The 24795-nt window shown below is 62.4% G+C and carries 21 protein-coding genes and 3 tRNA genes; 10 read left to right on the forward strand and 14 right to left on the reverse strand.

From position 1 onward, the window contains the following. Positions 1–46 precede the first annotated feature (46 nt). Complete coding sequence (locus V1286_RS17165) at positions 47–241, forward strand: hypothetical protein (protein WP_108516300.1); 195 nt, start codon at positions 47–49, stop codon at positions 239–241. Between the two features lie 174 nt (positions 242–415). Here the strand turns inward: V1286_RS17165 and V1286_RS17170 are convergent, their stop codons facing one another. After that, positions 416–3607: an acetoacetate--CoA ligase gene (locus V1286_RS17170; protein WP_334481171.1), complete on the reverse strand. Its 3192-nt coding sequence runs from the start codon at positions 3605–3607 to the stop codon at positions 416–418. Between the two features lie 872 nt (positions 3608–4479). Between V1286_RS17170 and V1286_RS17175 the strand changes: the two genes are divergently transcribed. Then, the gene (locus tag V1286_RS17175) at positions 4480–5283 is read left to right on the forward strand and encodes an enoyl-CoA hydratase-related protein (protein ID WP_334481173.1); all 804 of its coding nucleotides are present in this window, start codon (positions 4480–4482) and stop codon (positions 5281–5283) included. Positions 5284–5514: 231 nt separating this feature from the next. Here V1286_RS17175 and V1286_RS17180 read toward each other — a convergent pair. Next, positions 5515–5591 (reverse strand) — tRNA-Asp (locus V1286_RS17180). Positions 5592–5914: 323 nt separating this feature from the next. Between V1286_RS17180 and V1286_RS17185 the strand changes: the two genes are divergently transcribed. From V1286_RS17185 to V1286_RS17195, 3 genes are all read left to right on the forward strand, one after another. After that, entirely contained in the window at positions 5915–6214 is a 300-nt protein-coding gene (locus V1286_RS17185; protein WP_334481175.1) for an HU family DNA-binding protein, read from the forward strand. A 107-nt stretch (positions 6215–6321) separates the two neighbouring features. Continuing rightward, complete coding sequence (gene pepT, locus V1286_RS17190) at positions 6322–7578, forward strand: peptidase T (RefSeq protein ID WP_334481176.1); 1257 nt, start codon at positions 6322–6324, stop codon at positions 7576–7578. A gap of 123 nt (positions 7579–7701) precedes the next feature. After that, positions 7702–8079: a hypothetical protein gene (locus V1286_RS17195; RefSeq protein WP_334481178.1), complete on the forward strand. Its 378-nt coding sequence runs from the start codon at positions 7702–7704 to the stop codon at positions 8077–8079. A 52-nt stretch (positions 8080–8131) separates the two neighbouring features. On the opposite strand, the gene V1286_RS17200 is transcribed toward V1286_RS17195, so the two are convergent. The 9 genes from V1286_RS17200 to V1286_RS17240 form a co-directional block, all read right to left on the reverse strand. After that, positions 8132–8344 (reverse strand): hypothetical protein, encoded by a 213-nt coding sequence (locus V1286_RS17200; protein ID WP_334481180.1) that lies wholly within the window; start codon positions 8342–8344, stop codon positions 8132–8134. A 277-nt stretch (positions 8345–8621) separates the two neighbouring features. Beyond that, positions 8622–9482 carry a class I SAM-dependent methyltransferase gene (locus tag V1286_RS17205; RefSeq protein WP_334481182.1) on the reverse strand — a complete coding sequence of 287 codons (861 nt, stop codon included), beginning with the start codon at positions 9480–9482 and terminating at the stop codon, positions 8622–8624. A gap of 111 nt (positions 9483–9593) precedes the next feature. Further along, positions 9594–9670 (reverse strand) — tRNA-Val (locus V1286_RS17210). 69 nt (positions 9671–9739) lie between these two features. Then, positions 9740–10141, reverse strand: coding sequence for a GFA family protein (locus V1286_RS17215; RefSeq protein WP_334481183.1), 402 nt, complete (start codon positions 10139–10141; stop codon positions 9740–9742). A 96-nt stretch (positions 10142–10237) separates the two neighbouring features. Next, entirely contained in the window at positions 10238–12664 is a 2427-nt protein-coding gene (lon, locus tag V1286_RS17220) for an endopeptidase La (protein WP_334481184.1), read from the reverse strand. A 314-nt stretch (positions 12665–12978) separates the two neighbouring features. Further along, positions 12979–14253 carry an ATP-dependent Clp protease ATP-binding subunit ClpX gene (clpX, locus tag V1286_RS17225; protein WP_027537232.1) on the reverse strand — a complete coding sequence of 425 codons (1275 nt, stop codon included), beginning with the start codon at positions 14251–14253 and terminating at the stop codon, positions 12979–12981. Positions 14254–14687: 434 nt separating this feature from the next. Further along, the gene (locus V1286_RS17230; protein ID WP_334481186.1) at positions 14688–15323 is read right to left on the reverse strand and encodes an ATP-dependent Clp protease proteolytic subunit; all 636 of its coding nucleotides are present in this window, start codon (positions 15321–15323) and stop codon (positions 14688–14690) included. A 296-nt stretch (positions 15324–15619) separates the two neighbouring features. Continuing rightward, the gene (gene tig / locus V1286_RS17235) at positions 15620–16978 is read right to left on the reverse strand and encodes a trigger factor (RefSeq protein ID WP_334481188.1); all 1359 of its coding nucleotides are present in this window, start codon (positions 16976–16978) and stop codon (positions 15620–15622) included. 164 nt (positions 16979–17142) lie between these two features. Then, positions 17143–17227 (reverse strand) — tRNA-Leu (locus V1286_RS17240). A gap of 137 nt (positions 17228–17364) precedes the next feature. Here V1286_RS17240 and V1286_RS17245 point away from each other — a divergent pair. Next, on the forward strand, positions 17365–18708 hold the full coding sequence (locus V1286_RS17245; RefSeq protein ID WP_334481190.1) for a multicopper oxidase family protein: 1344 nt from the start codon (positions 17365–17367) through the stop codon (positions 18706–18708). Positions 18709–18718: 10 nt separating this feature from the next. Continuing rightward, entirely contained in the window at positions 18719–19804 is a 1086-nt protein-coding gene (locus tag V1286_RS17250; protein WP_334481192.1) for an enolase C-terminal domain-like protein, read from the forward strand. Positions 19805–19808: 4 nt separating this feature from the next. Here V1286_RS17250 and V1286_RS17255 read toward each other — a convergent pair whose 3' ends face one another. From V1286_RS17255 to V1286_RS17265, 3 genes are all read right to left on the reverse strand, one after another. After that, a complete protein-coding gene (locus V1286_RS17255; protein ID WP_334481193.1) occupies positions 19809–20219 on the reverse strand; it encodes a GNAT family N-acetyltransferase in 411 nt (136 codons plus the stop codon). Between the two features lie 19 nt (positions 20220–20238). Then, complete coding sequence (locus V1286_RS17260; protein ID WP_334481195.1) at positions 20239–21738, reverse strand: NAD(P)H-hydrate dehydratase; 1500 nt, start codon at positions 21736–21738, stop codon at positions 20239–20241. Between the two features lie 116 nt (positions 21739–21854). Then, positions 21855–22133: a hypothetical protein gene (locus tag V1286_RS17265; RefSeq protein WP_334481197.1), complete on the reverse strand. Its 279-nt coding sequence runs from the start codon at positions 22131–22133 to the stop codon at positions 21855–21857. Here V1286_RS17265 and V1286_RS17270 point away from each other — a divergent pair. The 3 genes from V1286_RS17270 (at position 22111) to V1286_RS17280 (ending at position 24782) form a co-directional block, all read left to right on the forward strand. Continuing rightward, entirely contained in the window at positions 22111–22449 is a 339-nt protein-coding gene (locus V1286_RS17270; protein WP_011441447.1) for a P-II family nitrogen regulator, read from the forward strand. The genes V1286_RS17265 and V1286_RS17270 overlap by 23 nt on opposite strands. A 139-nt stretch (positions 22450–22588) precedes the next feature. After that, positions 22589–23998 carry a type I glutamate--ammonia ligase gene (gene glnA, locus V1286_RS17275; RefSeq protein ID WP_334481200.1) on the forward strand — a complete coding sequence of 470 codons (1410 nt, stop codon included), beginning with the start codon at positions 22589–22591 and terminating at the stop codon, positions 23996–23998. A 259-nt stretch (positions 23999–24257) separates the two neighbouring features. After that, on the forward strand, positions 24258–24782 hold the full coding sequence (locus V1286_RS17280; protein ID WP_334481201.1) for a DUF992 domain-containing protein: 525 nt from the start codon (positions 24258–24260) through the stop codon (positions 24780–24782). The last annotated feature ends 13 nt before the right edge of the window (positions 24783–24795 follow it).

Consider the following 24795-nt stretch of genomic DNA (forward strand, 5'->3'; position numbering starts at 1 on the left):
TACCTCTCTCACAGCAGGGACGCGGAAGGCGTCCGGGAGGCATCACATGAACCACTCAATTCACTCAGCGGATCGCAGTACCCACCTGAAGATCGTGGTTGTCGCGCTCGTGGCGGGGATCGCGGTGGCAGCTTTCGGCATTTCCGCCCGGACCGGTGCGGATTACAGCCAGACGGCGCAGGTCGTGAAGGCCGGCAAGGCGGTGGTCGTCACCAGCTCGAACACCTCGACGGTCCGTTAGCGGTATCGATTTTATTGGAATAAAAACGGCCGCCTTCGGGTGGCCTTTTTGTTTGCGGCCGGTCGTGAAGAAATCGGTATCAAGCCATTGAAAAATGGCGCAGCGCCCTTACTCGGCGACCATTTGAAATCTCCTCGGACACACACTGCGTGCAAGAAGAGGTTGACGACCCTATCAGATGGGCAGCAGCACGATTTCCGAATACAGCCTGTCGAGGTCGCCGGCCGCGAGTTGCGGGGAACGGTAACAGGCGCGCAGCGAGAGCATCACACCTCGTGGCTGGACCGGAAACAGCCGCGCCTCCCCGACGAGCGCCGCCGTCCGCTGTCGCCGCAGGATCGCTAGCTTGACGCGCTCGAGATGCCGCAACAGCAGCTCCGGTGCACTACAATGCAGGATGTCCGAATAGGGGATTCCCAGCGGCAGAACTCGCGCCAGTCCTCCCAGTCGGCTCGCCGCAACACGGTGAATGCGGCGCTTTACCACGAGATAGGCATAGTCGGCCCCGTCGCTGACGGTGAGCTGCAGGGCGTCATACGTTGCGTGATCGTCGAAGATCTGTCGTTGTTCGCCGGTCAACCTCTCGCGGATCACAGCCGGATCGAAGCTGATGACCGGCCGGTTCGGCCCGAACAGCGTCTCGGCCTGTAGCAATGGCGGCATGGCGATCCTGTGCGACTCCAGCGGCTTGAAACGCTGCGCCATCAGGGCAGCCCAAGATGTCGGCTGTGGGGTGAAGCACGTATAGGTGAGGCCCTCCTCCTCCAGCAGCGAGGCAAGCAGGGCCATGCCCCAGCCGCGGTATTGCGCGTGTACGACCCAGGAGGACAGATTGCAGACGAGCACGGCCTCACCGTTCACCTGCCGCCGGGCGGTAACAGCCCCGATGAACCCAGCGATTGCGTCGCCGTCAAGGAGTATGAAGCCGCGCCCGTGATCGGACCACTCATGGTCGAACAGCCGACGCCATGTCGCGGCATTGATGCCCGACTCGCGGAAGGATTCCTCAAGGAAGCGGCAGATCGGCTCTCGGTCGTCCGGACCCACGGCACGGAGACGCGGGCCGGACTGACTAAACTGCTGCGCCGTCACTGCCTCCTCGCCGACGGAGAGGACCGTGATCAGGCCTTCGATCGAGGGCGCCGCCAGAAAGGCCGAGAGGGGCACGGGATACCCGGCATAGCTCTCGATCTCGAGCAACAGGCTCACCACTGTGAGCGAGTCCGCACCGAAGCCAAGAAGATTATCGGACCAGCCGATGGGCGCAACGCCCAGCACGCGTTCGCAGATCGCCTGCAGGTCCTGCCGTAGCCGGTCAGGGTCCGGGATCGCCCCACGGCCTGGCGGTGGCCCCCGCGCCCCCCTGACAGCCGGAGGCACGCGGAGAACCGGATGCTTGGCAATGGCATCAAGGCATTCCGGGTTCAGCAGAGCGTCGCGATTTCGTACAGGGCGGCCATTCACCGCGTCCCGCGCCGCGGCTTCGGACCGCTTGCCGTTGAAGGTGACAGGAAGCGCCTCGACTTGTGCAATACGCGCCGGCACGAAGGCCGGCGAGCCGCACCGCGCAAGCTCCGAGCGGATGTGATTCACCATCTTGTCGTTGAGTACCAGACCTTCGCGCAGCACGAGCAAGAGAACCATGCGTGTGCCGCCTGGCTCCTCTTCTGCTTGCTGTTCGACCGCAATAGCCTCGAGGACGTCCTCGATACAATCGAGGATGCGGTAGATCTCCCCGGTGCCTGTGCGGATGCCGCGCACATTGAGAACTCCGTCGGAACGGCCATGCAACCGCCAACCGCCATGGGGCGTGGCTTCGATCAGATCGCCATGCGTCCAGAGGCCGGGGTTCTGGGCGAAGTAGGCGGCATGAAAGCGCGTGCCGTCGACATCACCGTGAAAGCCAAGGGGGCGCGAGGGAAAAGGGTTGCCGCAGACGAGCTCGCCGATGCGCGCCTCCGGATCGTGAGGCGGCGGGAGCGAGCGGACATCGAGGCCGAGGCTGCGGCACTGTGCCTCGCCGCGATGGACGGGCAGGTCCGGATTGCCCAGGACAAAGCAGCCGATGATGTCGGTGCCGCCCGAGATCGACTGCAGCGGCATCGCCGCTTTCACTTCGCCGCGGACCCAGTCGTACTGGCGGGGATACAGGGTGGAACCGGTGGAAAGCATAGCCCGCAGGGCTGAAAGGTCGAACATCCGACCCGGGGAAGAGTCTTTCTGCTCGCAGAAGTGCAGATAGGCAGGATTGGTGCCGAAGACGGTCACGCGCTCCTCGGCGACGATCCGCCAGAACGTGTCTGGCGCCCCGAGCGGCCCATCGTAGAGGACAATCTCCACGCCGGAGGCGAGCGCGGAGAGCTGCCAGTTCCACATCATCCAACCGCAGGAGGTCTGAAAGAACAGCTTGTCGCCCGGCCCGAGATCACAGTGCAACCGGTGCTCTTTCACATGCTCCAGCAGGGTGCCGCCGGCGCCATGCTGGATGCATTTTGGCGCGCCCGTGGTGCCGGAGGAGAACATGGTAAACAGCGGCTGGTTGAACGGATAGCGCGGCCAGCCGGGTGGGTCCTTGTCGGTGTCGTCATCGCGGATCAGATCGTTAAGCCTGTGCAGAGGCACCATGATCTCGCCGGCGGGAAGCGAGCCGTCGTCCAGAGCAATTATCGCGGTAAGGCCCGGCAGGCCGGCCGCCGCTCCGACGACGCGCTCGGAGACGGGGACGCCCGGATCCCATGGCTCAGCTCTGAGGCAACCGAAGAGCACCACAGGCTCCAGAGGGGCGAAGCGCAGGAGGATCGCAGGCACACCCATGTCCGGCGCGCAGCTAGCGAAAGTCGCACCAATGGCCGTGGTGGCCAGGCAGGCAATGGCCGCCTCGGCGTTGTTGCGTGCGATCGCCACGACGTGATCGCCGGGGCGCACACCGAGCTGCTGCAGCGACTTCGCCAACCGGGCAACCGTGCAGCGCAGAGCGCCCCGCGTGAGCCGGTCGCGGCTGCCGTTAGCATGGCAGGCCGTCAAGACCGACTGGCCGGGACTGCCGGTGAGGAGGCATTCGGCGTAGTTGAGACGAAGATCTGGGAAGAAGCGCGCGGTCTCGCAGGCATCGCCGACGCAGACCGGCTCGACCCCGCCGTGCCAGGGCAGGTCGGACCACTCCAGGAAGAGGCGCCAAAAGCGGCGGAAGTCCTCAACCGAGAAGCGGTCCATCGCAGCATGATCAGGCAGGTGCTGTCCCGTCCGGACCTCGCACCATTGCATGAAGGCAGTCAGTTGCGAATGCGCGACGGCCTGATCATTGGAACGGAACGCCCCTTCCGCGAAACCCTCATGAAAAGACCCTGCACCATTAGTCAGAGGCATCCCCTGGGCCGCTCCATCTCAAGCGCTAGGCACTATAATTGGAGAATAATTGGGGAAGAGTGGCAATCGCAGATACAATCCGTAGGTAATCATTTGGCGGTACGCGTGCAGGCGAGTGTATCGCGCATCTGAATATGAATTGTGAGTACGCGACATCCCGGCCCCTGTTGCACGGTTTGGAGGGGCAGTTGTTCTCGGCCTATCGGACCGGCGGTGAATGGTTCGTGGCGGGCCGTCCGCTGCTGCTCACAGAGGCCGGGAAGTGATTAAAATGGCGAAAAGTATTTCACTGTTCCGGAGGGCCGCCAACTGAGGCGGCCTCTACACTCATCAGCAAACCATTTGGGAATGACCGGATGTATCCCGAGTTCCCGTCGCAAAGCACCCGCGCTTCGGCCGATACTTCTGAGCATTATTCGAAGCCGTGGCGGGTCGTGATTTGATGACATCGTTTGATCGGCCACGCGCAGAATCGTCGCCAGCGCTGACACCGAAGCTGGTTGCGGCAAGTATGACCGCAATAATCCCAAAAGACCCTGACAGCGATTTTGCCCTCATCGTCGACCTCTTTCGGCTACACCCACACGCTATCACGCCAGCCGCAAAATTAGGACACCCCCTAAAATCAAACCACGACACCGGGGATCGAATACGGACGGCACCGCACAGTCGGTGCTGTCCTTAACTAGGACGCTCGGGAACTGAAATCAGGATGGGCATGGAACCTGAAGTTCCCCGAAGAGTCGAATCCGCGCTTCCGGCTTTATAGCCCCCAAGCCCCAGCGGGGAGTGGGCGGCCCCGGTTAAAGTGCGCCCGGGGCCGTTCGCCTTGTTGATTTACCGCGCTCAACGTGAAGTTAAAGGACACGACAATGGACGATGGATGCACCGAAAGCGGCGCTAAGATTACGATCGAACGTCGAGGACGTATCCTTCTGATCGGGATCAACCGACCTTACATTCACAATCGTATTGACCCCGAGGCATATCATGCTCTTGCAAAAGTCTATTACGACTACGATCACGATAGTTCGCTGAGAGCGGCCGTCCTTTTTGGGCAGGGCGAAAACTTCTCGCGCGGCGTTGATGTCGACGCATTCACGGAGCTTGCCAAGACTGGAAAGCCGACCGCACTCGTCGAAGGAGAGCTGGATCCGCTCGGAAAGATCAAGCGCCTGAGCAAGCCGCTGATTGTGGTCGCGCATGGCGATACATGGAACATGGGGCATGAACTCCTGCTCACCGCGGATATCCGGATCGCTGCCGCCGATGCTCGATTCGGCCAGGATGAAAACACTCATGGCCGCTTTCCGGGTGGTGGTGCGACGGTGAGGTTCGTCCGCGAGGCAGGCTGGGCGAACGCGATGAGATACATGCTGACCGGCGACCATTGGGGAGCGGACGAAGCGCACCGCATTGGGGTCGTTCAGGAGATCGCGCCTGACCGCGAGAAGGCGCTTGCTCTTGGTATCGAGATCGCGGAACGGGTCGCTGGCTGCGCGCCGCTCGGCATCCGAACGACGCTCGCATCAGCGCACCTCGCGATAGATGGGGCAGAGAACGCAGCCTACCGCGAACTCGATGCACAATATGGCGCGCTATATCGCACGAACGACTTTCTGGAGGGCCGCAAAGCCGAGGCGGAAGGTCGTCTGCCGATTTATGTCGGCAACTAACGGGCGCCTCATCCATCGATCATTAGATGCGGTGGTTCGGCAGCGCTACCTGACAGTTCGGGCCAAAACCCGCCAGGCCCGGACGGGGAAAAGTGCTGGCACAAATCGCACTACGGGTCTTGTAAACCGAAAGGTCGGGGATTCAATAGAACAAAACCCGGCCAAAAGTATTTCCGCGGAGCCTATGAAAATACTTTTCCAAAAACGGGAACCAGCTAAGCCATTGATAAATGGCGCGAGAGACGGGACTCGAACCCGCGGCCTCCGCCGTGACAGGGCGGCGCTCTAACCAACTGAGCTACTCCCGCGGATGCCGCAATCATATTCTGATCCGCGCAGAACCGAGGGCATAAAGGGCCGCTACCGCTTAGTCAAGGACGTTGCGAATCCCCCCGTCAGACGGGCGTTTCTGCGATTCCGATGCAAATAATGGCCTGTTTCCGGGCAAAACAGCGCAGGCAGCTATCGCCCGAATCGTTTAAGGCCTGATACGTCTGGGTTTCTTGAAACCCTCCCACTCTGGTCGCACCGTATCCCCGGGGTTTCAAGTCACCACGCAAGGCATTTTCCCGGCGCGGACCGGTTTCACAAACGCGCTTGAAAGCCATTCAACCAACGAGGAGGGCCAGATATGGCGAAGAAAGCAGCGACTCCAGCCACCATCACACTCAAGCATCTGGCCGCAGCGCTGGCCGAGGAGCATGATTTGTCGAAGAAAGCCGCCGAGGCGATCCTGACCGACATGGTCGGCAAGATCGCAAAACACCTGAAGAAGGGCGAGCGGGTCCGTATCGTGGGGCTCGGCATCCTCCAGGTCCGCAAGCGCGCCGCCCGCATGGGCCGCAACCCCGCCACCGGCGAACCGCTCCCGATCAAGGCCAGCAAGAAGGTCGCCTTCCGCGCGGCCAAGGAACTCAAGGAAGCCGTGTGATCCGACGCGCCCTCCTGATCCGACCAGAAGCGCCATTCCGGCGGGGGACCCGGAATGGCGCTTTTCTGTTATAGAGCGCTTCCCTTGCCCCAGCTTTTCGGATCGTCATGCCGGCCTCCCCCCTCGCCTTCACCCACGATGTCACCGAGCGCTTCCTGCGCTATGTCGTGATCGACACCCAGTCCGATCCGACGTCGCCGACCTGCCCTTCCACCGAGAAGCAGAAGAATCTGGGCCGCCTGCTGGCGTCCGAGTTGCAGGCGATCGGGCTCGCAGACGCCCATCTCGACGAGCACGGCTATGTCTATGCGACGATCCCGGCCAATACCGACAAAAAGGTACCGGTGATCTGCTTCTGCTCGCACATGGACACTTCTCCTGATTGCACCGGTGCCAACGTCAAGCCGCAGGTCGTGAAGAATTATCGCGGCGGCGACATCGTGCTGCCGGCCGATCCCACGCAGGTGATCCGCACCGCCGATCACCCCGCGCTCGCCGACCAGATCGGCCACGACATCATCACCACCGACGGCACCACGCTGCTGGGCGCCGACAACAAGGCCGGCCTCGCCGAGATCATGGATGCGGCGCGGTTTTTGATTCAAAATCCGCACATCCGGCACGGCACCATCAAAATCCTGTTCACGCCCGACGAGGAGATCGGCCGCGGCGTCGACAAGGCCGACCTGAAGAAACTCGGCGCCGACTTCGCCTATACGATGGACGGCGAAACCGCCGGGAATATCGAGGACGAAACCTTTTCGGCCGACGGCGCCATCATCACCATCGAGGGTGTCTCGACCCACCCCGGCTTTGCAAAAGGCAAGATGGAGCACGCGATCAAGATCGCGGCCGCCATCGTCGACCGCCTGCCCAGGGACACCTGCTCGCCGGAGACCACCGAGGGCAAGGAAGGTTTTTTGCATCCGATCGGCATTTCCGGCGCACTTGAGAAAGCCACCATCGGCTTCATCGTGCGCGATTTCACCGACGAGGGGCTGCAGCAAAAGGAAGCGCTGCTCGAAAGCATCGTCAAAGAGGTGATGAAGGATTATCCGCGCTCGACATACCGGATGGACGTCAAGGCGCAATACCGCAACATGAAGCAGGTCATCGACCGCCACCCCGAAACCGTCGACTACGCCATAGAGGCGATCCGTCGCGCAGGCCTGACACCGGTGCGCAGCTCGATCCGCGGCGGCACCGACGGCTCACGGCTGTCGTTCATGGGCCTGCCCTGCCCCAACATCTTCGCCGGCGAACACGCCTTTCATTCGCGGCTCGAATGGGTCAGCCGCCAGGACATGGAAAAGGCGGCGGAGACGATTGTGCACCTGGCCATGATCTGGGAAGAACGGGCGTAGCGAGTTCGGCGACGCTCCATCCCGCCGATGCCTGCGACAAACGCCAAACGTTTGCGCAAGGGAGCGATGGCGACGTGGTTAAAAGCCAGGTACGCCACGATTTTGAAAATGAGGGAGCCGGCTATGCGGTTGTCCAAGGTCGCCGCTTTTGCGCTTATCGTTGGAGCCACAGGCTCAATGTCCGCGTCTCCAGCGCTAGCCGCTTCTGACTGTCCAAAATTAGTGGAATTAGCGGATTGGGGCGAGAACTCGACCGGCGACATCAGCGTCACGTCCGGGCAAAGTTGCCAGTTCCCAATCACGATGCGCGGGACGGTGACCAGTTCGGATATCTTAAAAAAGCCGGCGCACGGCAAGTTGAAAAAGCTCAACATAACGACGTACGAATACAAGGCGAAGGCTAGATATAAGGGAAGCGATAGCTTTGCCATCAAAGCGACGGGTCAGGGGCCGACGGCTTCCGGCACGTCGGTAATTACCGTGCAGGCGACGATCAAATAGCGTTCCTCGTGTCCATTGCATGCCGGACGCGCATTGTCGTCCAACAAGCTATCTAAGGCAGCGATCCCCTAAGGTCTGCGACACCAACATCCAAGGGTATTCGGCTGCCGTTCTCAGGAGTGGCGTGCGTGCGGATCTCGCTGTGTTCGGACACAGTGATGACTCGAACGACGATCGCGCAAAGCAGAAATGCTGCGACGATAATCAACCCGGTCCGGGCCGGAGTCAGATGCAGATCGGACAAGCGCATCATTGCTGCACCCATGCGCATCGCCGCCAGCCCGATGCAACAAGCGTCGGTGAGTCGTCAGGCGATTTGGTGGCGTAGCGGTGGCCATCCAGCGTTATTTGGAATGGGTCAGCCGCCAGGACATGAAAAAGGCCGCCGAGACCATCGTGCGTCTGGCCATGATCCGGGAGGAGAGAGCGTGGCTCTCACCCCGTCGTTGCGAGCGAAGCGAAGCAATCCATGCATCCCGCAAGCGAGATAGATTGCTTCGCTTCGCTCGCAATGACGGTGTAGCGCGAGAGCGCCGTTTGAATCACGATGCCCTTGCAGTCACGATCCACACCGACGCGGGCAACAGCACGGCATCGCCCTTGGCGAATGGCGTCAGCGCTTCGCGGATCGAATTGGCGGCGGCCTTACGGAGTTCTTCCGGCTGGCCCTCCAGCGCGCGGCTCACCGGACCGATCTCCAGCGCGCCCTGCACCGCGCCTTCGAGACCGCGGCCGATCGCGGAATCCAGCAGCAGCGGACACGCCTCCATCTCGACGTCGGTAAAGCCGGCCACATCGAGAATGCGGCGGACGCGCGCCTCCGAGGCGAACGCAAACGGCCCGGGATCTTCCGGCCCCTGTTGCGGCAGTTTCGGCACGTGCTTGTAGGCGGCCTGCAGCGGCACCATGAAGAACGGATTTTCGCGCGGCTCGCGCCAGCAGGCGAACGCCAGCCGGCCCGAGGGCCGCAGCGCTTTGCGCATGTTGGCAAACGACAGCGCGGGATCGGCGAAGAACATCACGCCGAACCGCGAAGCCAGCACATCGAAACTGGCGGGCTCAAACGGATAGACGGTGGCGTCGGCAAGAACGAAGTCGACCGGTAAATCCTTCGGCGCGCTCTGCCGCGCCCGTTCCAGCATCGGGCCGGATATGTCGACGCCGAGCACATGGCCTGACGGCGCGACCTCGCGCGCGAACGCGATCGTCGTGGCGCCGCTGCCGCAGCCGATATCGATGACGCGCTCGCCCGGCTTCAGCTTCGCCCGGTCAATCACTAGGTCGGCGACCGGCCCGAGCACGACGTCCTGCTCCGCCTGCCGCGCGGCCCAGCGTTGCCCGGCCGGTCCATTCCAGTAGGCGACCTGGTCAGCGTTTTGTTCGTGGCCTTGGGGGGCGTCCATGTGCGCGGAAACTTTCGATCAGTCCGCCTTCGCTCTTCGAGCTTCGGCGCGACAGCCTTCGCGCTGACGCCAAGGCTGGCTTGCCGAGCCGTAGCGCGTCAGCGCGAAGGCTGGTAGGCGGCGACGGATTCGAACCGCCGACCCTCTCGGTGTAAACGAGATGCTCTAACCAGCTGAGCTAGCCGCCCTTGAGCCGCCTGTTTAGCCCTGCGGCCCCCTTTGATGCAAGGGTTGGATAGCTCGGGTGTCCGGTCGCACTAGTCGCCCGGCCTGCCCGGCAACTCCCTGAGATCGTTGATCCACGGCGCAGCCGAGCGGCACCAGATTTGCCGCGCCGGCTTGATCTGATTGCGCTGGCGGATGCTGCCCCAGCGGACGCCCCAATCGTCCGGCCCGCCGTCGCCGCTGGTGAACAGCGGGGAACCACAGCCCTCGCAAAAATGCTGGAAACGCGTGCGGCCGTTGTCGCCGGTCTTCGCGTAAATCTTCGCCGGCGCGCCCGTCATGCGGACCTGGGCTTCGGAGCAGATCACCGTGACCCGGTACGGTGAGCCCGTCAGGTTCTGACAATCGGTGCAGTGACAGATCGATACTTTCGCGGGATCGATATCGGCCCGATAGGTCACCCGCCCGCAGTGGCATTGCCCGTCGATTTCCATCCCCTTCCAACTCCGCTTGCCAAATCGAAGTTTCGACCCTTGCAAAACAAAAACGGCGCCCGAAGGCGCCGTTTTATCATTTCGCAACAAACTGGCTCAGTGGGCCGTGAGGCCACCGGCCGCTTCGTCGGCGCCATCGGGCTTGACCGGCACCTTGGTGTCCTCTTCCCAGACGATCGGCACCGGCGTGCGGACCAGCGCCTTGGCGACGACGTCGTCGAGCCGGGCCACGGGGATGATCTCCATGCCGCCCTTGATCGCATCGGAAATCTCCGTGAGATCCTTGGCGTTGTCCTCGGGGATCAGCACCGTCTTGATGCCGCCGCGGGCAGCCGCCAACAGCTTCTCCTTCAGACCGCCGATCGGCAACACGCGACCGCGCAGCGTGATCTCACCGGTCATCGCGACATCGTGGCGAACCGGGATGCCGGTCATGACCGAGATGATCGCGGTGGCCATCGCCACACCCGCCGACGGTCCGTCCTTCGGGGTCGCCCCCTCAGGCACGTGGACGTGGATGTCGCGCCGGTCGAACAGCGGCGGCTCGATGCCGTAGTTGATCGCCCGCGAGCGGACGTAAGACGCCGCCGCCGAGATCGACTCCTTCATCACGTCGCGCAGATTGCCCGTGACCGTCATCTTGCCCTTGCCGGGCATCATGACGCCTTCGATGGTCAGCAACTCGCCGCCGACATCGGTCCAGGCAAGTCCGGTGACGATACCGACCTGTGGCTCGCTTTCGATCTCGCCGAAGCGGTACTTCGGCACGCCGAGGAAGTCTTCGAGCGTTTTCTCGGTGACCTTGACCGACTTCTTCTTGGAGATCATCAGCTCCTTCACCGCCTTGCGGGCAAGTGTGGAGAGCTCACGCTCCAGATTACGCACGCCCGCTTCGCGGGTGTAGCGGCGGATCATCAGCAACAAGGCATCGTCGTCGATCGACCATTCCTTGGAATCGAGGCCATGCTTGGAGATGGCGTTCGGGATCAGGTGCTTGCGCGCGATCTCGACCTTCTCGTTCTCGGTGTAGCCGGCGATCCGGATGATCTCCATGCGGTCCATCAGCGGGCCGGGAATATTCAGCGTATTCGCGGTCGTGATGAACATGACGTTCGACAGATCGTAGTCGACCTCCAGATAGTGGTCGTTGAAGGTCGCATTTTGCTCGGGATCCAGCACCTCAAGCAGCGCCGACGACGGATCGCCGCGGAAATCGGCGCCCATCTTGTCGATCTCGTCCAGCAGGAACAGCGGATTCGAGGTCTTCGCCTTGCGCATCGACTGGATGACCTTGCCGGGCATCGAGCCGATATAGGTGCGGCGGTGACCGCGGATCTCGGCTTCATCGCGCACGCCGCCGAGCGACACGCGAACGAACTCGCGGCCCGTCGCCTTCGCGATCGACTTGCCGAGCGAGGTCTTGCCGACGCCGGGAGGTCCGACCAGGCACAGGATCGGTCCAGTCAGCTTGTTGGCGCGCGACTGCACGGCGAGATACTCGACGATGCGGTCCTTGACCTTCTCAAGCCCGTAATGGTCGGCGTCCAGCACCGCTTGCGCGGCCTCCAGATCCTTCTTGACCTTGGACTTCTTGTTCCACGGGATCGACAACAGCCAGTCGAGATAGTTGCGCACGACGGTTGCTTCCGCGGACATCGGCGACATCTGGCGCAGCTTCTTCAGCTCGTGCTGCGCCTTCTCCCGCGCTTCCTTGGAAAGCTTGGTCTTGGCAATCTTCTCTTCCAGATCGGCGAGCTCATCGCGACCTTCGTCGTCGCCGAGCTCCTTCTGGATCGCCTTCATCTGCTCGTTCAGGTAATACTCGCGCTGGGTCTTCTCCATCTGGCGCTTGACGCGCGAGCGGATGCGCTTCTCGACCTGCAGCACCGAGATTTCGCTCTCCATCAGGCCCAGCACCTTCTCCAGGCGCTGCGTGACGGACAGCGTCTCCAGGATGCCCTGGCGATCGGCGATCTTGACGGCGAGATGCTGCGCGACCTGATCGCTCAGCTTGGCAAAATCAGTGATCGCCTGAACCACGCCGACGACTTCGGCGGAGATCTTCTTGTTCAGCTTCACATAGCTTTCGAAGTCGGACACGACCGAGCGCGCCAGCGCTTCGGCTTCAACCGAATTGGCGTCGGTGTCGGCAAGCGCAATCGCGGTCGCCTCGTAATATTCGCTGCGGTCGGAATATTTCTGCACGCGCGCGCGCTCGAGCCCTTCGACCAGCACCTTCACGGTGCCGTCGGGAAGCTTCAGCAGCTGCAGCACGCTGGCGAGCGTACCGACCTCATAGATCGAATCCGGGCTTGGATCATCGTCGGACGCGTTCTTCTGCGTCGCGAGCAGAATCAGCGCGTCGTTCTTCATCACCTCTTCGAGGGCGCGGATCGATTTCTCGCGGCCGACAAACAACGGCACGATCATGTGCGGAAAAACCACGATGTCGCGGAGCGGCAACACCGGATACGAATGGCTTTCGCCGAGAACGATGGTTGGCCGGGTTTTTGGGGTGGTCATGGCCTATTCCTTTTGTTTTGCCCCCTTGCACGCAGTCCGCTTCGTTTAGCGCAACCGCCACAAGGTGCCGGGAGTTCCGGGTCACTCGGCCGCCTTCGCTGCCGCCTCTCACCGGATGATTTTGCGACGAATCTCGAACGTGATTTCCGCCACCATTGGCATTAGGTGGCTATCGGGTATGGGGGTGTCAAGTCACGGAAAAATGCCCACTAATTGGGGCTAAACGCGCGCAAAACGCTGACGCAACAACGGCCGCCGGAACGTCCGGCAGCCATCCTCATCGGGGTAGTCCAAGCGAGGTATGACGAGCGCGATCAGGCGCTGGCGCTGCTCTCGACGGCCCGGTCCGAACGGTCCGCATAGATGTAGAGCGGACGGGCAGTTCCCTCGACAACTTCGCGCGAGATCACGACCTCTTCGACGCCTTCCAGGCCCGGCAGATCGAACATGGTCTCGAGCAGGATGCTTTCGAGGATCGAACGCAGTCCGCGCGCGCCGGTCTTGCGCTCGATCGCCTTGCGGGCAACCGCGCCAAGCGCCTCGTCGGCGAAGGTGAGTTCGATGTTCTCCATTTCGAACAGCCGCTGGTATTGTTTCACCAGCGCATTCTTCGGATCGGTCAGGATCTTCTTCAGCGAGGCCTCGTCGAGATCTTCCAGCGTTGCGACCACAGGCAGACGGCCGACGAATTCCGGGATCAGGCCGTACTTCAGGAGATCTTCCGGCTCGACATGGCGGAAGATTTCACCGGTGCGGCGATCTTCGGGCGCCAGAACCTGGGCGGCGAAACCGATCGAGGTCGAACGTCCGCGCGCGGAGATGATCTTCTCAAGGCCAGAGAAGGCGCCGCCGCAGATGAACAGGATATTCGTCGTGTCGACCTGCAGGAACTCCTGCTGCGGGTGTTTGCGGCCGCCCTGCGGCGGCACGGAGGCGACCGTGCCTTCCATGATCTTCAGCAGCGCCTGCTGCACGCCCTCACCGGACACATCGCGGGTGATCGACGGATTGTCGGACTTGCGGCTGATCTTGTCGATTTCGTCGATATACACGATGCCGCGCTGCGCGCGCTCGACATTGTAGTCGGCCGACTGCAACAGCTTCAGGATGATGTTCTCGACGTCTTCGCCGACGTAGCCGGCTTCGGTCAGCGTGGTCGCATCCGCCATCGTGAACGGCACGTCGAGAATCCGAGCCAGCGTCTGCGCCAGCAGCGTCTTGCCCGAGCCGGTCGGACCGATCAGCAGGATGTTCGACTTCGCGAGCTCGACGTCGTTGTGCTTGGTCTGGTGATTGAGGCGCTTGTAGTGGTTGTGGACCGCAACCGAGAGCACCTTCTTGGCATGGCTCTGGCCGATCACGTAATCGTCCAGCACCTTGCAGATTTCCTTCGGCGTCGGGATGCCGTCGCGCGACTTCACCAGCGAAGACTTGTTCTCCTCACGGATGATGTCCATGCAGAGTTCGACGCACTCGTCGCAGATGAATACGGTTGGACCCGCGATGAGTTTGCGGACTTCGTGCTGGCTCTTGCCACAGAACGAGCAATACAGCGTGTTCTTGGAGTCGCTCGTGCCAACCTTACTCATTCTTGTCTCCGTCCGCCGTTCGATCCGTTACCCGATCGACCCATTCCGGCACTTCACCGGACCTGAAGGTAGATAGAGCAAATTCCGTACCAGAAAAGACCCTAACTCAAATACGCACCGTGCGAATCACGGTTTCTCGAATCCCCCGCGATCTTAGCCCAACCGTCACAGCCAATCATGCTGACACCCGACTATCAAGAATTCGCTAATCGGGCGCGGATTGGCTACCCGTGACAATACCGTGATTTGCGGCGTTGGCACGGGGAGAAGTTGACGAAATCGAGCGAGCGTTGCGCGTTTGCCACGCAGCAAAACCGGCACGAAACTGGAACTTTCTGTCCATGCGGGGGCATGGACAGGGCGCCAGCGGCCACATTTTCCGTTTCAGCGCAACCAGCCGTTAAGGTCAACGCGAAAGACGCTAATCCGTGTCCTTACGGGATTTTCGTTACCGCCGCCTCTTCGGGACGCTTGTCGATCACCTTGTCGACGATGCCGAAGTCGCGAGCCATATCGGCGGTCAGGAATTTGTCGCGCTCGAGCGCGTCCTCGATCGCCTTGTAGGTCTGGCCGGTGTGCTTCACATAGATTTCGTTGAGGCGCTTCTTGAGATTCAGGATCTCCTGCGCATGCAGCATGATGTCGGTGGCCTGCCCCTGGAAGCCGCCCGAGGGCTGATGCACCATGATGCGCGAATTGGGCAGCGAGAAGCGCATGTCCTTTGCGCCGGCCGCGAGCAGCAGCGAACCCATCGAGGCGGCCTGCCCGGTGCACAGCGTCGACACCGGCGGACGAATGAATTGCATTGTGTCGTAGATCGCAAGCCCCGATGTCACCACGCCGCCCGGCGAGTTGATGTACATCGAGATTTCCTTCTTGGGATTTTCCGCCTCAAGGAACAGGAGCTGCGCGACTGTCAGCGTCGACATGCCGTCTTCGACCGGACCGGTCACGAAGATGATGCGCTCTTTCAGGAGCCGCGAGAAAATGTCGTAGGCGCGTTCGCCGCGGTTGGTCTGCTCGACCACCATGGGCACGAGGTTCATGTAGGTTTCAACGGGATCGCGCATTAGTCACCCCAAGGGTTAGTAGAGGGTTAGGTAGAGAACAGCGGGGGCGAACATCCATCGGCAAGGCAGGCATGATTGCCGCGCACGGACGAACGTCCCGTGATGCAGGACTTCGGCTCAGAACTCGCGGGTAGCGAGCCGCTCACAGATATGAGCCAATTTCCCGGCGACAAGGCCGGGCAATGGCGAGCCGAATGAGACGAGTTCAAGCTGATTCGCAGGCGATCTCATAGCGACGGATGCTGCCATCACGCCGCTTTCGCCGTTCATCATTAACATCAACCTGACCAACCCGGTCAGGCTGCGCTCTTCTCGTCTTCGTCCTTGAACAGGTCCTCGCGCGAGATCTTCTTCTCGGTCACGTTGGCGAGTTCGAGGATGAAATCGACCACCTTGTCTTCATAAATCGGCGCACGAAGCTGGGCCAGCGCATTGGCATTGCTGCGATAGTAGTCCCAGACTTCCTTCTCGCGGCCGGGCATCGAACGCGCACGCTCGATCACCGCGCGGCCGACTTCGTCATCGGTCACGGTGATCTTGTTCTTCTCGCCGATTTCCGACAGTACGAGGCCGAGCCGGACGCGGCGGTCGGCGATCTTCTTGTACTCTTCCTTCGCGGCCTCTTCGGTGGTGTCCTCGTCGGCAAAGGTCTTGCCTGAGGATTCCATCTCGGCCTTGATCGAGTTCCACATCAGGTTGAACTCTTCCTCGATCAGCGACGGCGGCGCCTCGAATTTGTGGCTATCGTCGAGACGGTCGAGCAGCGCGCGCTTGACGCGCTGGCGCGTGGCCCCTGCAAACTCGGCGACCAGACGCTCGCGTGCGGCCTCCTTCAGCTTGTCGATCGATTCCAGGCCGAGCGTTTTGGCAAACTCGTCGTCGACCTTGGTTTCACCCGGGGCTTCGATCAGGGTTGCGGTGGTCTCGAACTCGGCCGGCTGGCCGGCGAGCTTCTCGCTGGCATAGTTCTTCGGGAACGACACTTTCAGCGTACGGGTTTCGCCGGTTCCGATGCCCACCAGTTGCTCCTCGAAACCCGGAATGAACTGCCCGGCGCCAATCACCACCGGGATACCCTCGCCCGTGCCGCCGTCGAACGGAACGCCGTCGATAGAGCCCTTGAAGCTGATGGTGACGCGATCGCCGGTTTCGGCCTTGGCGCCCTCGGCCTTCGCGGCATAGGGACGGTTCTGGTCGGCGATGCGCTTGATGGCCTCATCGACCTCGGCATCGGTCACTTCGACCACCGGCTTCTCCACCGAAAAAGTCTTGAAATCGGCGAGCTGGATCGTCGGCACCACCTCGATCGCAACCGTGTAGGTCAGGTCGGTCTTGCCGGCGAGCAACTCCTCGACCTCTTTCGTCTCGGTCGGCATCGTGATCTTCGGCTCGGTCGCGAGGCGGAAACCGCGGTCGGTGAAGATCTGCGTGTTGGTGTCGCGGATGGTCTGGTCGATGGTCTCGGCCATGACAGAGCGGCCATACACCTTCTTCAGATGGCTTACCGGCACCTTGCCGGGGCGGAAGCCGTTGAGCTTCACCTTGTCCTTGAGGTCGACCAGCTTGGCGCCCGCCTTGGCATCGAGATCCGATGCGGGAACGCTGACCTTGAACTCGTGCTTCAATCCCTCGGCGAGGGTCTCGGTGACCTGCATGGTGTCAATCTTCTTCCGCTTGCGCCGGGCTAGAGCGGCCCGGCAGTGTCAAATGTTCGAGGCTTGGCTTTGCAGCCTGCGCCGGTGGTTCGGCGGACCTTGGCTCCCCCGATGGGAAAGCAGGCCCTCCAGTGTTCGTCATGCAAACGCCTGGATAGAGCGCTTGGTGCGGGCGGAGGGACTCGAACCCCCACAACTTTCGTCACTGGAACCTAAATCCAGCGCGTCTACCAGTTCCGCCACGCCCGCGTGAAAAGCATCCATACCCGGCCGCGATGCCGCGGGCGGCGGGCTTATAACATGAGCCTACACCTCCGCAGCAAAAAAATGGCCCTTTTTGACAGCACCGGGGCAAGGCGTCACAGCTAGGACAGGCACAACAAAAAATGGTCCGCATTGGTCCGATGGCAAGCCCCGAATTCCCGCTGGATCGACGCGAACTGATGGCTGGGCTGGGGGCGGCCGCACTGGTCCCGATGTTGCCCGTGTCAGGCCGGGCCCAACAAGGTAGTCTCCACGACCGTCCCTCCCTGGCATTGCAGGCCAAGCCCGACAGCCTCGCACTCCGCCCGGGAAGTGCGGCCACGCCAATCTGGTCGCTGCAAGGGCCTGAACTCACCTTCAAGCGCGGCGATACGCTGGCGGTCGACTTTGGCAATGAGCTGCCAGTGCCTGCAGTCCTCAACTGGCGAGGGATCGATGGCGCCTCGGCAACCGAACCGCTGACGGGCCGGGCTCCGCTGGCGACCGGCGGCAAGGACGCCGCGCAACTGCTGCTGCGCCACGCCGGGACCTTCCTCTGCGAATCCGGGCTGCTTGGCGATGGCCAGACCCACCCATCGCGGCCACGGCCATTGATCGTCCGGGAAACCGAGCCTGTCGCCGTCGACCGCGACGAGGTTCTGCTGATTGAGGATTGGCGGGTGAGATCGGATGGAACCGCGATGGCACCGGGGACCGATCCCGGAGACATCGTGCCAGTCCATACGATTAACGGCCGGACTTCGCTCGATCTCTCAGCCCGGATCAACGAACGGGTCAGGATCCGCATCATTAGAGGCTGTCAACGCTCTGTTATTGCTCTCAAACTGGAGGGGCTCGAGGTCCGCGTGATGGCCGTCGACGGCCAACCGTCCGAGCCGTTCCAGGCCCGAAATGGCGCGGTGGTGCTGGCGCCGGGCCGCCGGATCGACGCGTTCGTCGACGTCACAGCGGCGGCCGGCAGCGAAACCCCGATCCTATTGCACGATGGTAAGGAAGCCCGCCCGATCGGCAAGATTCGCGTTGCCGGTGAGCCGCCGATCCGCCCCGCCCCGCTGCCACCGGCGCCGCCACTGCCCTCCAACGGCCTCCCCGAACGGCTCGACCTCAAGAACGCCACCCGGGTCGAACTGCCGCTTGGCGGACCGACACGCGACTGGGTTACGCCCGCCAATTTCGCCGCATCCGCCCCAGCCGCCTTCCGCACCAAGACCGGCCGCGTTGTCGTGCTGGCGCTGACCAACCGCGCCGCCACCGCCACCGTCTTCCACCTCCACGGCCATCACTTCCGGCTGCTGGACCGGCTCGACGATGGCTGGAAGCCATTCTGGCTGGATACGCTGGCGATCGAGCCCGGCCAGACCCAGCGCATCGCCTTTTTGGCCGAACATGCCGGGCGCTACCTGATCGAATCCGTGGCGACCGACTGGGCGGCGCCGCGGCTGGTGCGGTGGTACAGTGTCGAGTGAGGAGCAAGCCATGAGCAAACCGATCCCCGCCATCCGCAGCGTCAAGGCGCGCGGCATCGTCGTGCCGCTCGCCCGCCCCGTGAAGAACGCGTTCGGTGTGATCGACGTCGGGCCGCTTGTCCTGATCGATGTCGAAACCGATCAGGGCGTTACCGGCCACTCCTACATCTTCGCCTACGCCCGGATGACGGTGAAGCCGCTGGTCCACCTGATCGAGGAGATCGGACGCGAGCTTATTGGTAAGCCAATCGCGCCCTATGACCTGATGGCAACGATGGACGCCAAGTTCCGCCTGCTCGGCTGGCAGGGCCTCGTCGGCATGGCGGTGTCCGGTCTCGACATGGCCTATTGGGACGCGCTCGGCCAGATCGCCGACCGGCCAGTGGCCGAATTGCTCGGCGGCTCAGCGCGGCCGATCAAGGCCTATGATAGCTATGGCGTGGTCGATCCCACAGCCGACGAGAAGCCGCTGCGCCGCTCGCTGGAGCAGGGTTTTCGCGGCATCAAGATCAAGGTCGGCGACGGTGACGCCGCCAAAGACGAGCGGGTGGTCAAGGGCGTGCGCGCCCTCATCGGCCCCGATGTCGCGCTGATGATCGACTTCAACCAGTCGCTCGATCCCACGGAAGCATCGCGCCGTATCGCGCGCCTCGAACCCTACGATCTGCACTGGATCGAAGAGCCGGTGCCGCAGGAAAATCTGTCTGGACACGCAAAAGTGCGCGAGACCTCGCCGACACCTATTCAGGCCGGCGAAAACTGGTGGTTCCCGCGCGGCTTTGCGGAAGCGATCGAAGCCGGCGCCAGCGACTTCATCATGCCCGATCTGATGAAATGCGGCGGCGTCACCGGCTGGCTGCAAGTCGCAGCCCAAGCGGAAGCCGCCAACATTCCGATGTCGAGCCACCTGTTCGCCGAGGCCAGCGCCCATATGCTTGCGGTGACACCAACCGCGCACTGGCTCGAATTCCTCGATTTCGCCAGCGTGATCCTCGCTCAGCCGGCCAAGGTTATCGATGGCACGGTGACCGCGCGAGGCCCCGGGCTTGGGCTGAAATGGAATGAGGCGGCGGTGGCGAAATACCTCGTCGGATAGCACCTTACGGGCGCGTCCAAAGATAGCGCGCGTCCGGCTCCTTCTCCTCATTGCGGGCACCGTCGGTTTCCTCGACCAGCGCAAAGCCCCGCGCTTCGTAAAAGCGTCGCGCTCGTAGATTGCGCTGAAACGTCCAAAGCTGGAGGCAATCGAACGCGCGCATTGCGACCTGCAGCAATTCGCTACCGACGCCGCGTCCTTGTACTTCCGGCAGCACATACAACTGATCGATCCAATCGCTTCGGAAGGCGATGATTGCGGCCAGCGCACCGCCCTCGATAGCCCCGTGCACGTGACATTCCGTGAACACACGTTCCCGGTAGAACCACCGGTCTTCGTCGGGCGTGTGCAGACCGGTAAGCCAGGGCAATGCATGGTCGAACGCCGCGCGATGGACGCCCGCCGCCACGTCCATGTCGGCAAGTTCGAGTTGCCTAATACTCGATCCCGAACCCGTCATAGAGTCGCCTGAACACCGCGGGCAGCACCTCCGGCAAATCTTCGGCGATCAGCCCCGGTCCCGCCTCGCTTGCAGCTTCGCCGTGCATCCATACGCCGATGCAGGCGGCCTCGAACGTTGGTACGCCTTGCGCCAGCATCCCTGCGATCATTCCAGCCAGCACGTCGCCGGCGCCGGCGGTGGCGAGCCAGGGCGGCGCGTTGGAAGCAATGCTGGCGCGGCCATCCGGTGATGCCACCACGGTATCCGGCCCCTTCAACAGCACCACCGCGCCCGCGCGCTCGGCGGCGTCGCGCACCCGCTCCAGTTTGGAGCGGCCGGGATGCTTGTTGCTGATGTCGCTGAACAGGCGCGGAAACTCGCCCTCATGCGGGGTCAGCACGACGTGGGCGTCCTCGGCAGCCTTGATCGCTTCAAACAACCGCTCCGGCGCTTCGGCAAAACTCGTCAGCGCGTCGGCGTCGAGCACGAGGCCGCGTTTCGCCGACAGTGCCGTGTGGACGAGATCGCGCGTCCGGGCGCTGACGCCGGCGCCCGGCCCGATCACGATGGAATTGAGGCGCCTGTCGCTGACCATGTCGGCGAATTCGACCACGGTATCGACGGGGCGAACCATCACCGCGGTCAGCGCCGCAGCATTCACCGCCAGCGCGTCGCGCGGCGAGGCTACGGTCACCAGCCCGGCGCCCGCCCGTAAGGCGCCGCGGGCCGCGAGCCGCGCCGCCCCGGTCGACGCCAGTTCACCCGACAGCACGACGGCGTGGCCGCGGGCATATTTGTGGCCGTCGATATCAGGCACGGGGAAGGATTTTTGCCAGCTCTGCGGAACGTTCTCAAATGTCCGCGGCGCGATCTCCTCGAGCACCTGCGCATCGATGCCGATATCGGCGACGCGGACCCGGCCGCAATGCTTGCGTCCCGGCATCAACAGATGCGCCGGCTTGCGGCGGAAGAAGGTCACGGTCTCCACGGCGTTGATTGCGGCACCCATTACCGCGCCGGTCGTGCCGTTGATCCCGCTCGGCAGGTCGACCGCAAGCACCGGCGCGCCGTTGGCGTTGACCGCCTCGATCATCTCGAGCGGGTCGCCCTTGATCGGACGATTGAGTCCGGCACCGAACAGCGCATCGATGATCAGCGCCGGCTTGCCGATCGCCTGTGGGTTGAACGGCAGCACCGGATACTTCCAGCCACGTGCAGCGAGCGCGGCATCGCCCTGCAGGCTGTCGCGCTCGCACAGCAGGATGACCGACACTTCGCGGCCGCGCGCCGCCAGTTCGGCCGCCGCCACAAAACCGTCGCCGCCATTGTTGCCGCGGCCGGCGACCACCATGATGGGTCCTTCCTCGACGAGAGCCATTGCGGCCTCCGCCACGGCTTGCCCTGCGCTCATCATCAGCGCGAAGCCCGGCGTGCCGGCGGTAATAGTCAACCGGTCAGCACGCTCCATCTCAGTCGTGGTCAAAACTTCCATGCCGAATCCTCGATCCGTCAGCCTTTTCTGGAGGCATATCCACGTCGCACCCCGCGGCCCTCCCGGCCTCGCCTGCACATGAATTGATCGATTTGCCTATTTTGTAAGCTTCGCTATCATACGTCGTCCGGCTCAACCTCTTCCACTTGCCCGTTAAAAGTCTGATAACGTTTCGAAATCAGCCGCGTTAACAACTTGGCATAGACCCTGCTTTTGAGGAAGCCGGTTGGAAAACCGAGCACATGATCGTCGCAGTTAGCGGCAATTATGAGCAATCCGGCTTTGCCGGATGCAAGGATCAAACCAGACGGCGCCTCGCGCGACATCGAAACCATCTGCACTCTGAATTTGGAAATGCCCGGGAGGCGCTCAGTGAAGAAGATTGAAGCCATCATCAAGCCATTCAAGCTCGACGAGGTGAAAGAGGCGCTTCAGGAAGTCGGACTGCAAGGTATCACGGTCACCGAAGCAAAGGGTTTCGGCCGGCAGAAGGGACACGCCGAACTATATCGCGGCGCGGAATACATCGTCGATTTCCTGCCCAAGGTGAAAATCGAGATCGTGATCGGGGATGATCTGGTCGAGAAGGCGATCGACGCGATCCGCCGCGCCGCCCAGACCGGGCGCATCGGCGACGGCAAAATCTTCGTCTCCAACATCGAGGAAGCGATCCGGATCAGAACCGGAGAATCCGGGCTGGACGCTATCTAAGCCGGGTGCTATCCGAATTTTGCGACTAAAAAACAAGAAATTGGCTGCTTCAGCGGCCTGATTTCGTTCGCGATGTCTCGAGCGATCGTCTGCGAAAATGTCGCGTCCTGGAAACCGTCCGTAGCTAAAAGGGGTATTCATGAAGACCGCTAAAGACGTCCTGAAATCGATCAAGGACAACGACGTAAAATACGTCGACCTGCGCTTCACCGATCCGCGCGGCAAGTGGCAGCACGTGACCTTCGATGTCGGCATGATCGAAGAAGACACCTTTGCTGAAGGCCAGATGTTCGACGGTTCCTCGATCGCCGGCTGGAAGGCGATCAACGAATCCGACATGTGCCTGATGCCCGACCCGGTGACCGCGACGATCGACCCGTTCTTCGCCGAGACCACCATGGTCATCGTCTGCGACGTGCTCGAGCCGACCACCGGCGAGCCCTACAACCGCGACCCCCGCGGCATCGCCAAGAAGGCCGAGGCGATGGTAAAATCGTCTGGCGTCGGCGACACCGTGTTCTTCGGCCCCGAGGCCGAATTCTTCGTGTTCGACGACGTGCGCTACCAGACCACGCCCTACAATACCGGCTTCAAGCTCGACTCCTCGGAACTGCCGATCAATTCGGACACCGAATATGAGGGCGGCAATCTCGGCCACCGCATCCGCACCAAGGCCGGCTACTTCCCCGTGCCGCCGCAGGACTCCGTGCAGGACATGCGTTCCGAAATGCTCGGCGCCATGGCCAAGATGGGCGTCAAGGTCGAGAAGCATCACCACGAAGTGGCTTCCGCCCAGCACGAGCTCGGCATGAAGTTCGACACCATGACGCTGATGGCCGACCAGATGCAGATCTACAAATACTGCATCCACCAGGTCGCCCACATCTACGGCAAGACTGCCACCTTCATGCCGAAGCCGGTCTATGGCGACAACGGCTCGGGCATGCACTGCCACCAGTCGATCTGGAAGGACGGCAAGCCGGTATTCGCCGGCAACAAATACGCCGACCTCTCGGAGACCTGCCTCCATTACATCGGCGGCATCATCAAGCACGCGAAAGCGATCAACGCCTTCACCAACCCGTCGACCAATTCCTACAAGCGCCTGGTCCCGGGTTATGAAGCTCCCGTGCTGCTCGCCTACTCCGCGCGCAACCGTTCGGCCTCCTGCCGCATTCCGTATACGGCAAACCCGAAGGCCAAGCGCGTCGAAGTCCGCTTCCCCGACCCGATGGCCAATCCCTATCTCGGCTTCGCCGCGATGCTGATGGCCGGCCTCGACGGCGTCAAGAACAAGATCGATCCGGGTCCGGCGATGGACAAGGACCTCTACGACCTGCCGAAGGAAGAGCTGAAAGCGATCCCGACCGTGTGCGGCTCTCTGCGCGAGGCGCTGGAAAACCTCGACAAGGATCGCGCGTTCCTCAAGGCCGGCGGCGTGTTCGACGACGACTTCATCGACAGCTTCATCGAGCTGAAGATGACCGAAGTCGAGCGTTTTGAGATGACCCCGCATCCGGTCGAGTTCGACATGTACTATTCGCAGTGATCTCGCGCGGCGTTCGCGCCGCCCGTATCACCATCCAACAATGCGAAAGGCGCTCCTTGCGGGGCGCCTTTTGTTTTTTGTGTAGGAAAGTCAGGCGTTTCGGCCGCGTGGTTCGTGTACTCATGGCCGAGTGCCGCCGCGAATTTTCCACCGCCCGCCTGCCGACCCGCCTGCACGACCGTTACAGCTCGGAACAGGAACATCGCAGTGTCGTTGCGCGTTGAGGGGGTCCATCAAATGCGTCGACGGAGGGACGCCCATGACCAAAGCAACGCTGAATAGAACAACCTTGAATAGTCTCGCAACCACATGCGCCGCCCTGGCGCTCGCCCTCGCCATGACTTCGGCCACGGCTCAGGACCGGACAAGGGTCGGCACGCTCACCTGCAACATATCGCCCGGTGTCGGCCTCGTTGTCGGGGGGCAGCGGCAACTGAGCTGCATCTATGCCTCGGCGAGAGGCAGGGCGCGCGACGCTTATGAGGGCACCGTCAGCACGCTTGGCCTCGACATCGGTGCCACGACCGGCGGCCAGATGGCCTGGGCGGTTTTTGCGCCGACCACGTTGGGCCGGGGGGCATTAGCGGGAACCCATACGGGTGCGACCGCCGGCGGCACGGTCGGCGCCGGAGCGAGTGCCAACGTCCTGGTCGGAGGCCCGGACCGCAGGGTCATCATGCAGCCGGCATCCGTGCAGGGGCAGACGGGCGTGAATATTGCCGCAGGCGTATCCACACTGGAGCTGCGGCCGGCCACTGCGCCCGCACGTCGCACGGCCCAGTGACGACATCATCGCT

It is taken from the genome of Bradyrhizobium algeriense, assembly GCF_036924595.1.
Lineage (GTDB): Bacteria > Pseudomonadota > Alphaproteobacteria > Rhizobiales > Xanthobacteraceae > Bradyrhizobium > Bradyrhizobium algeriense.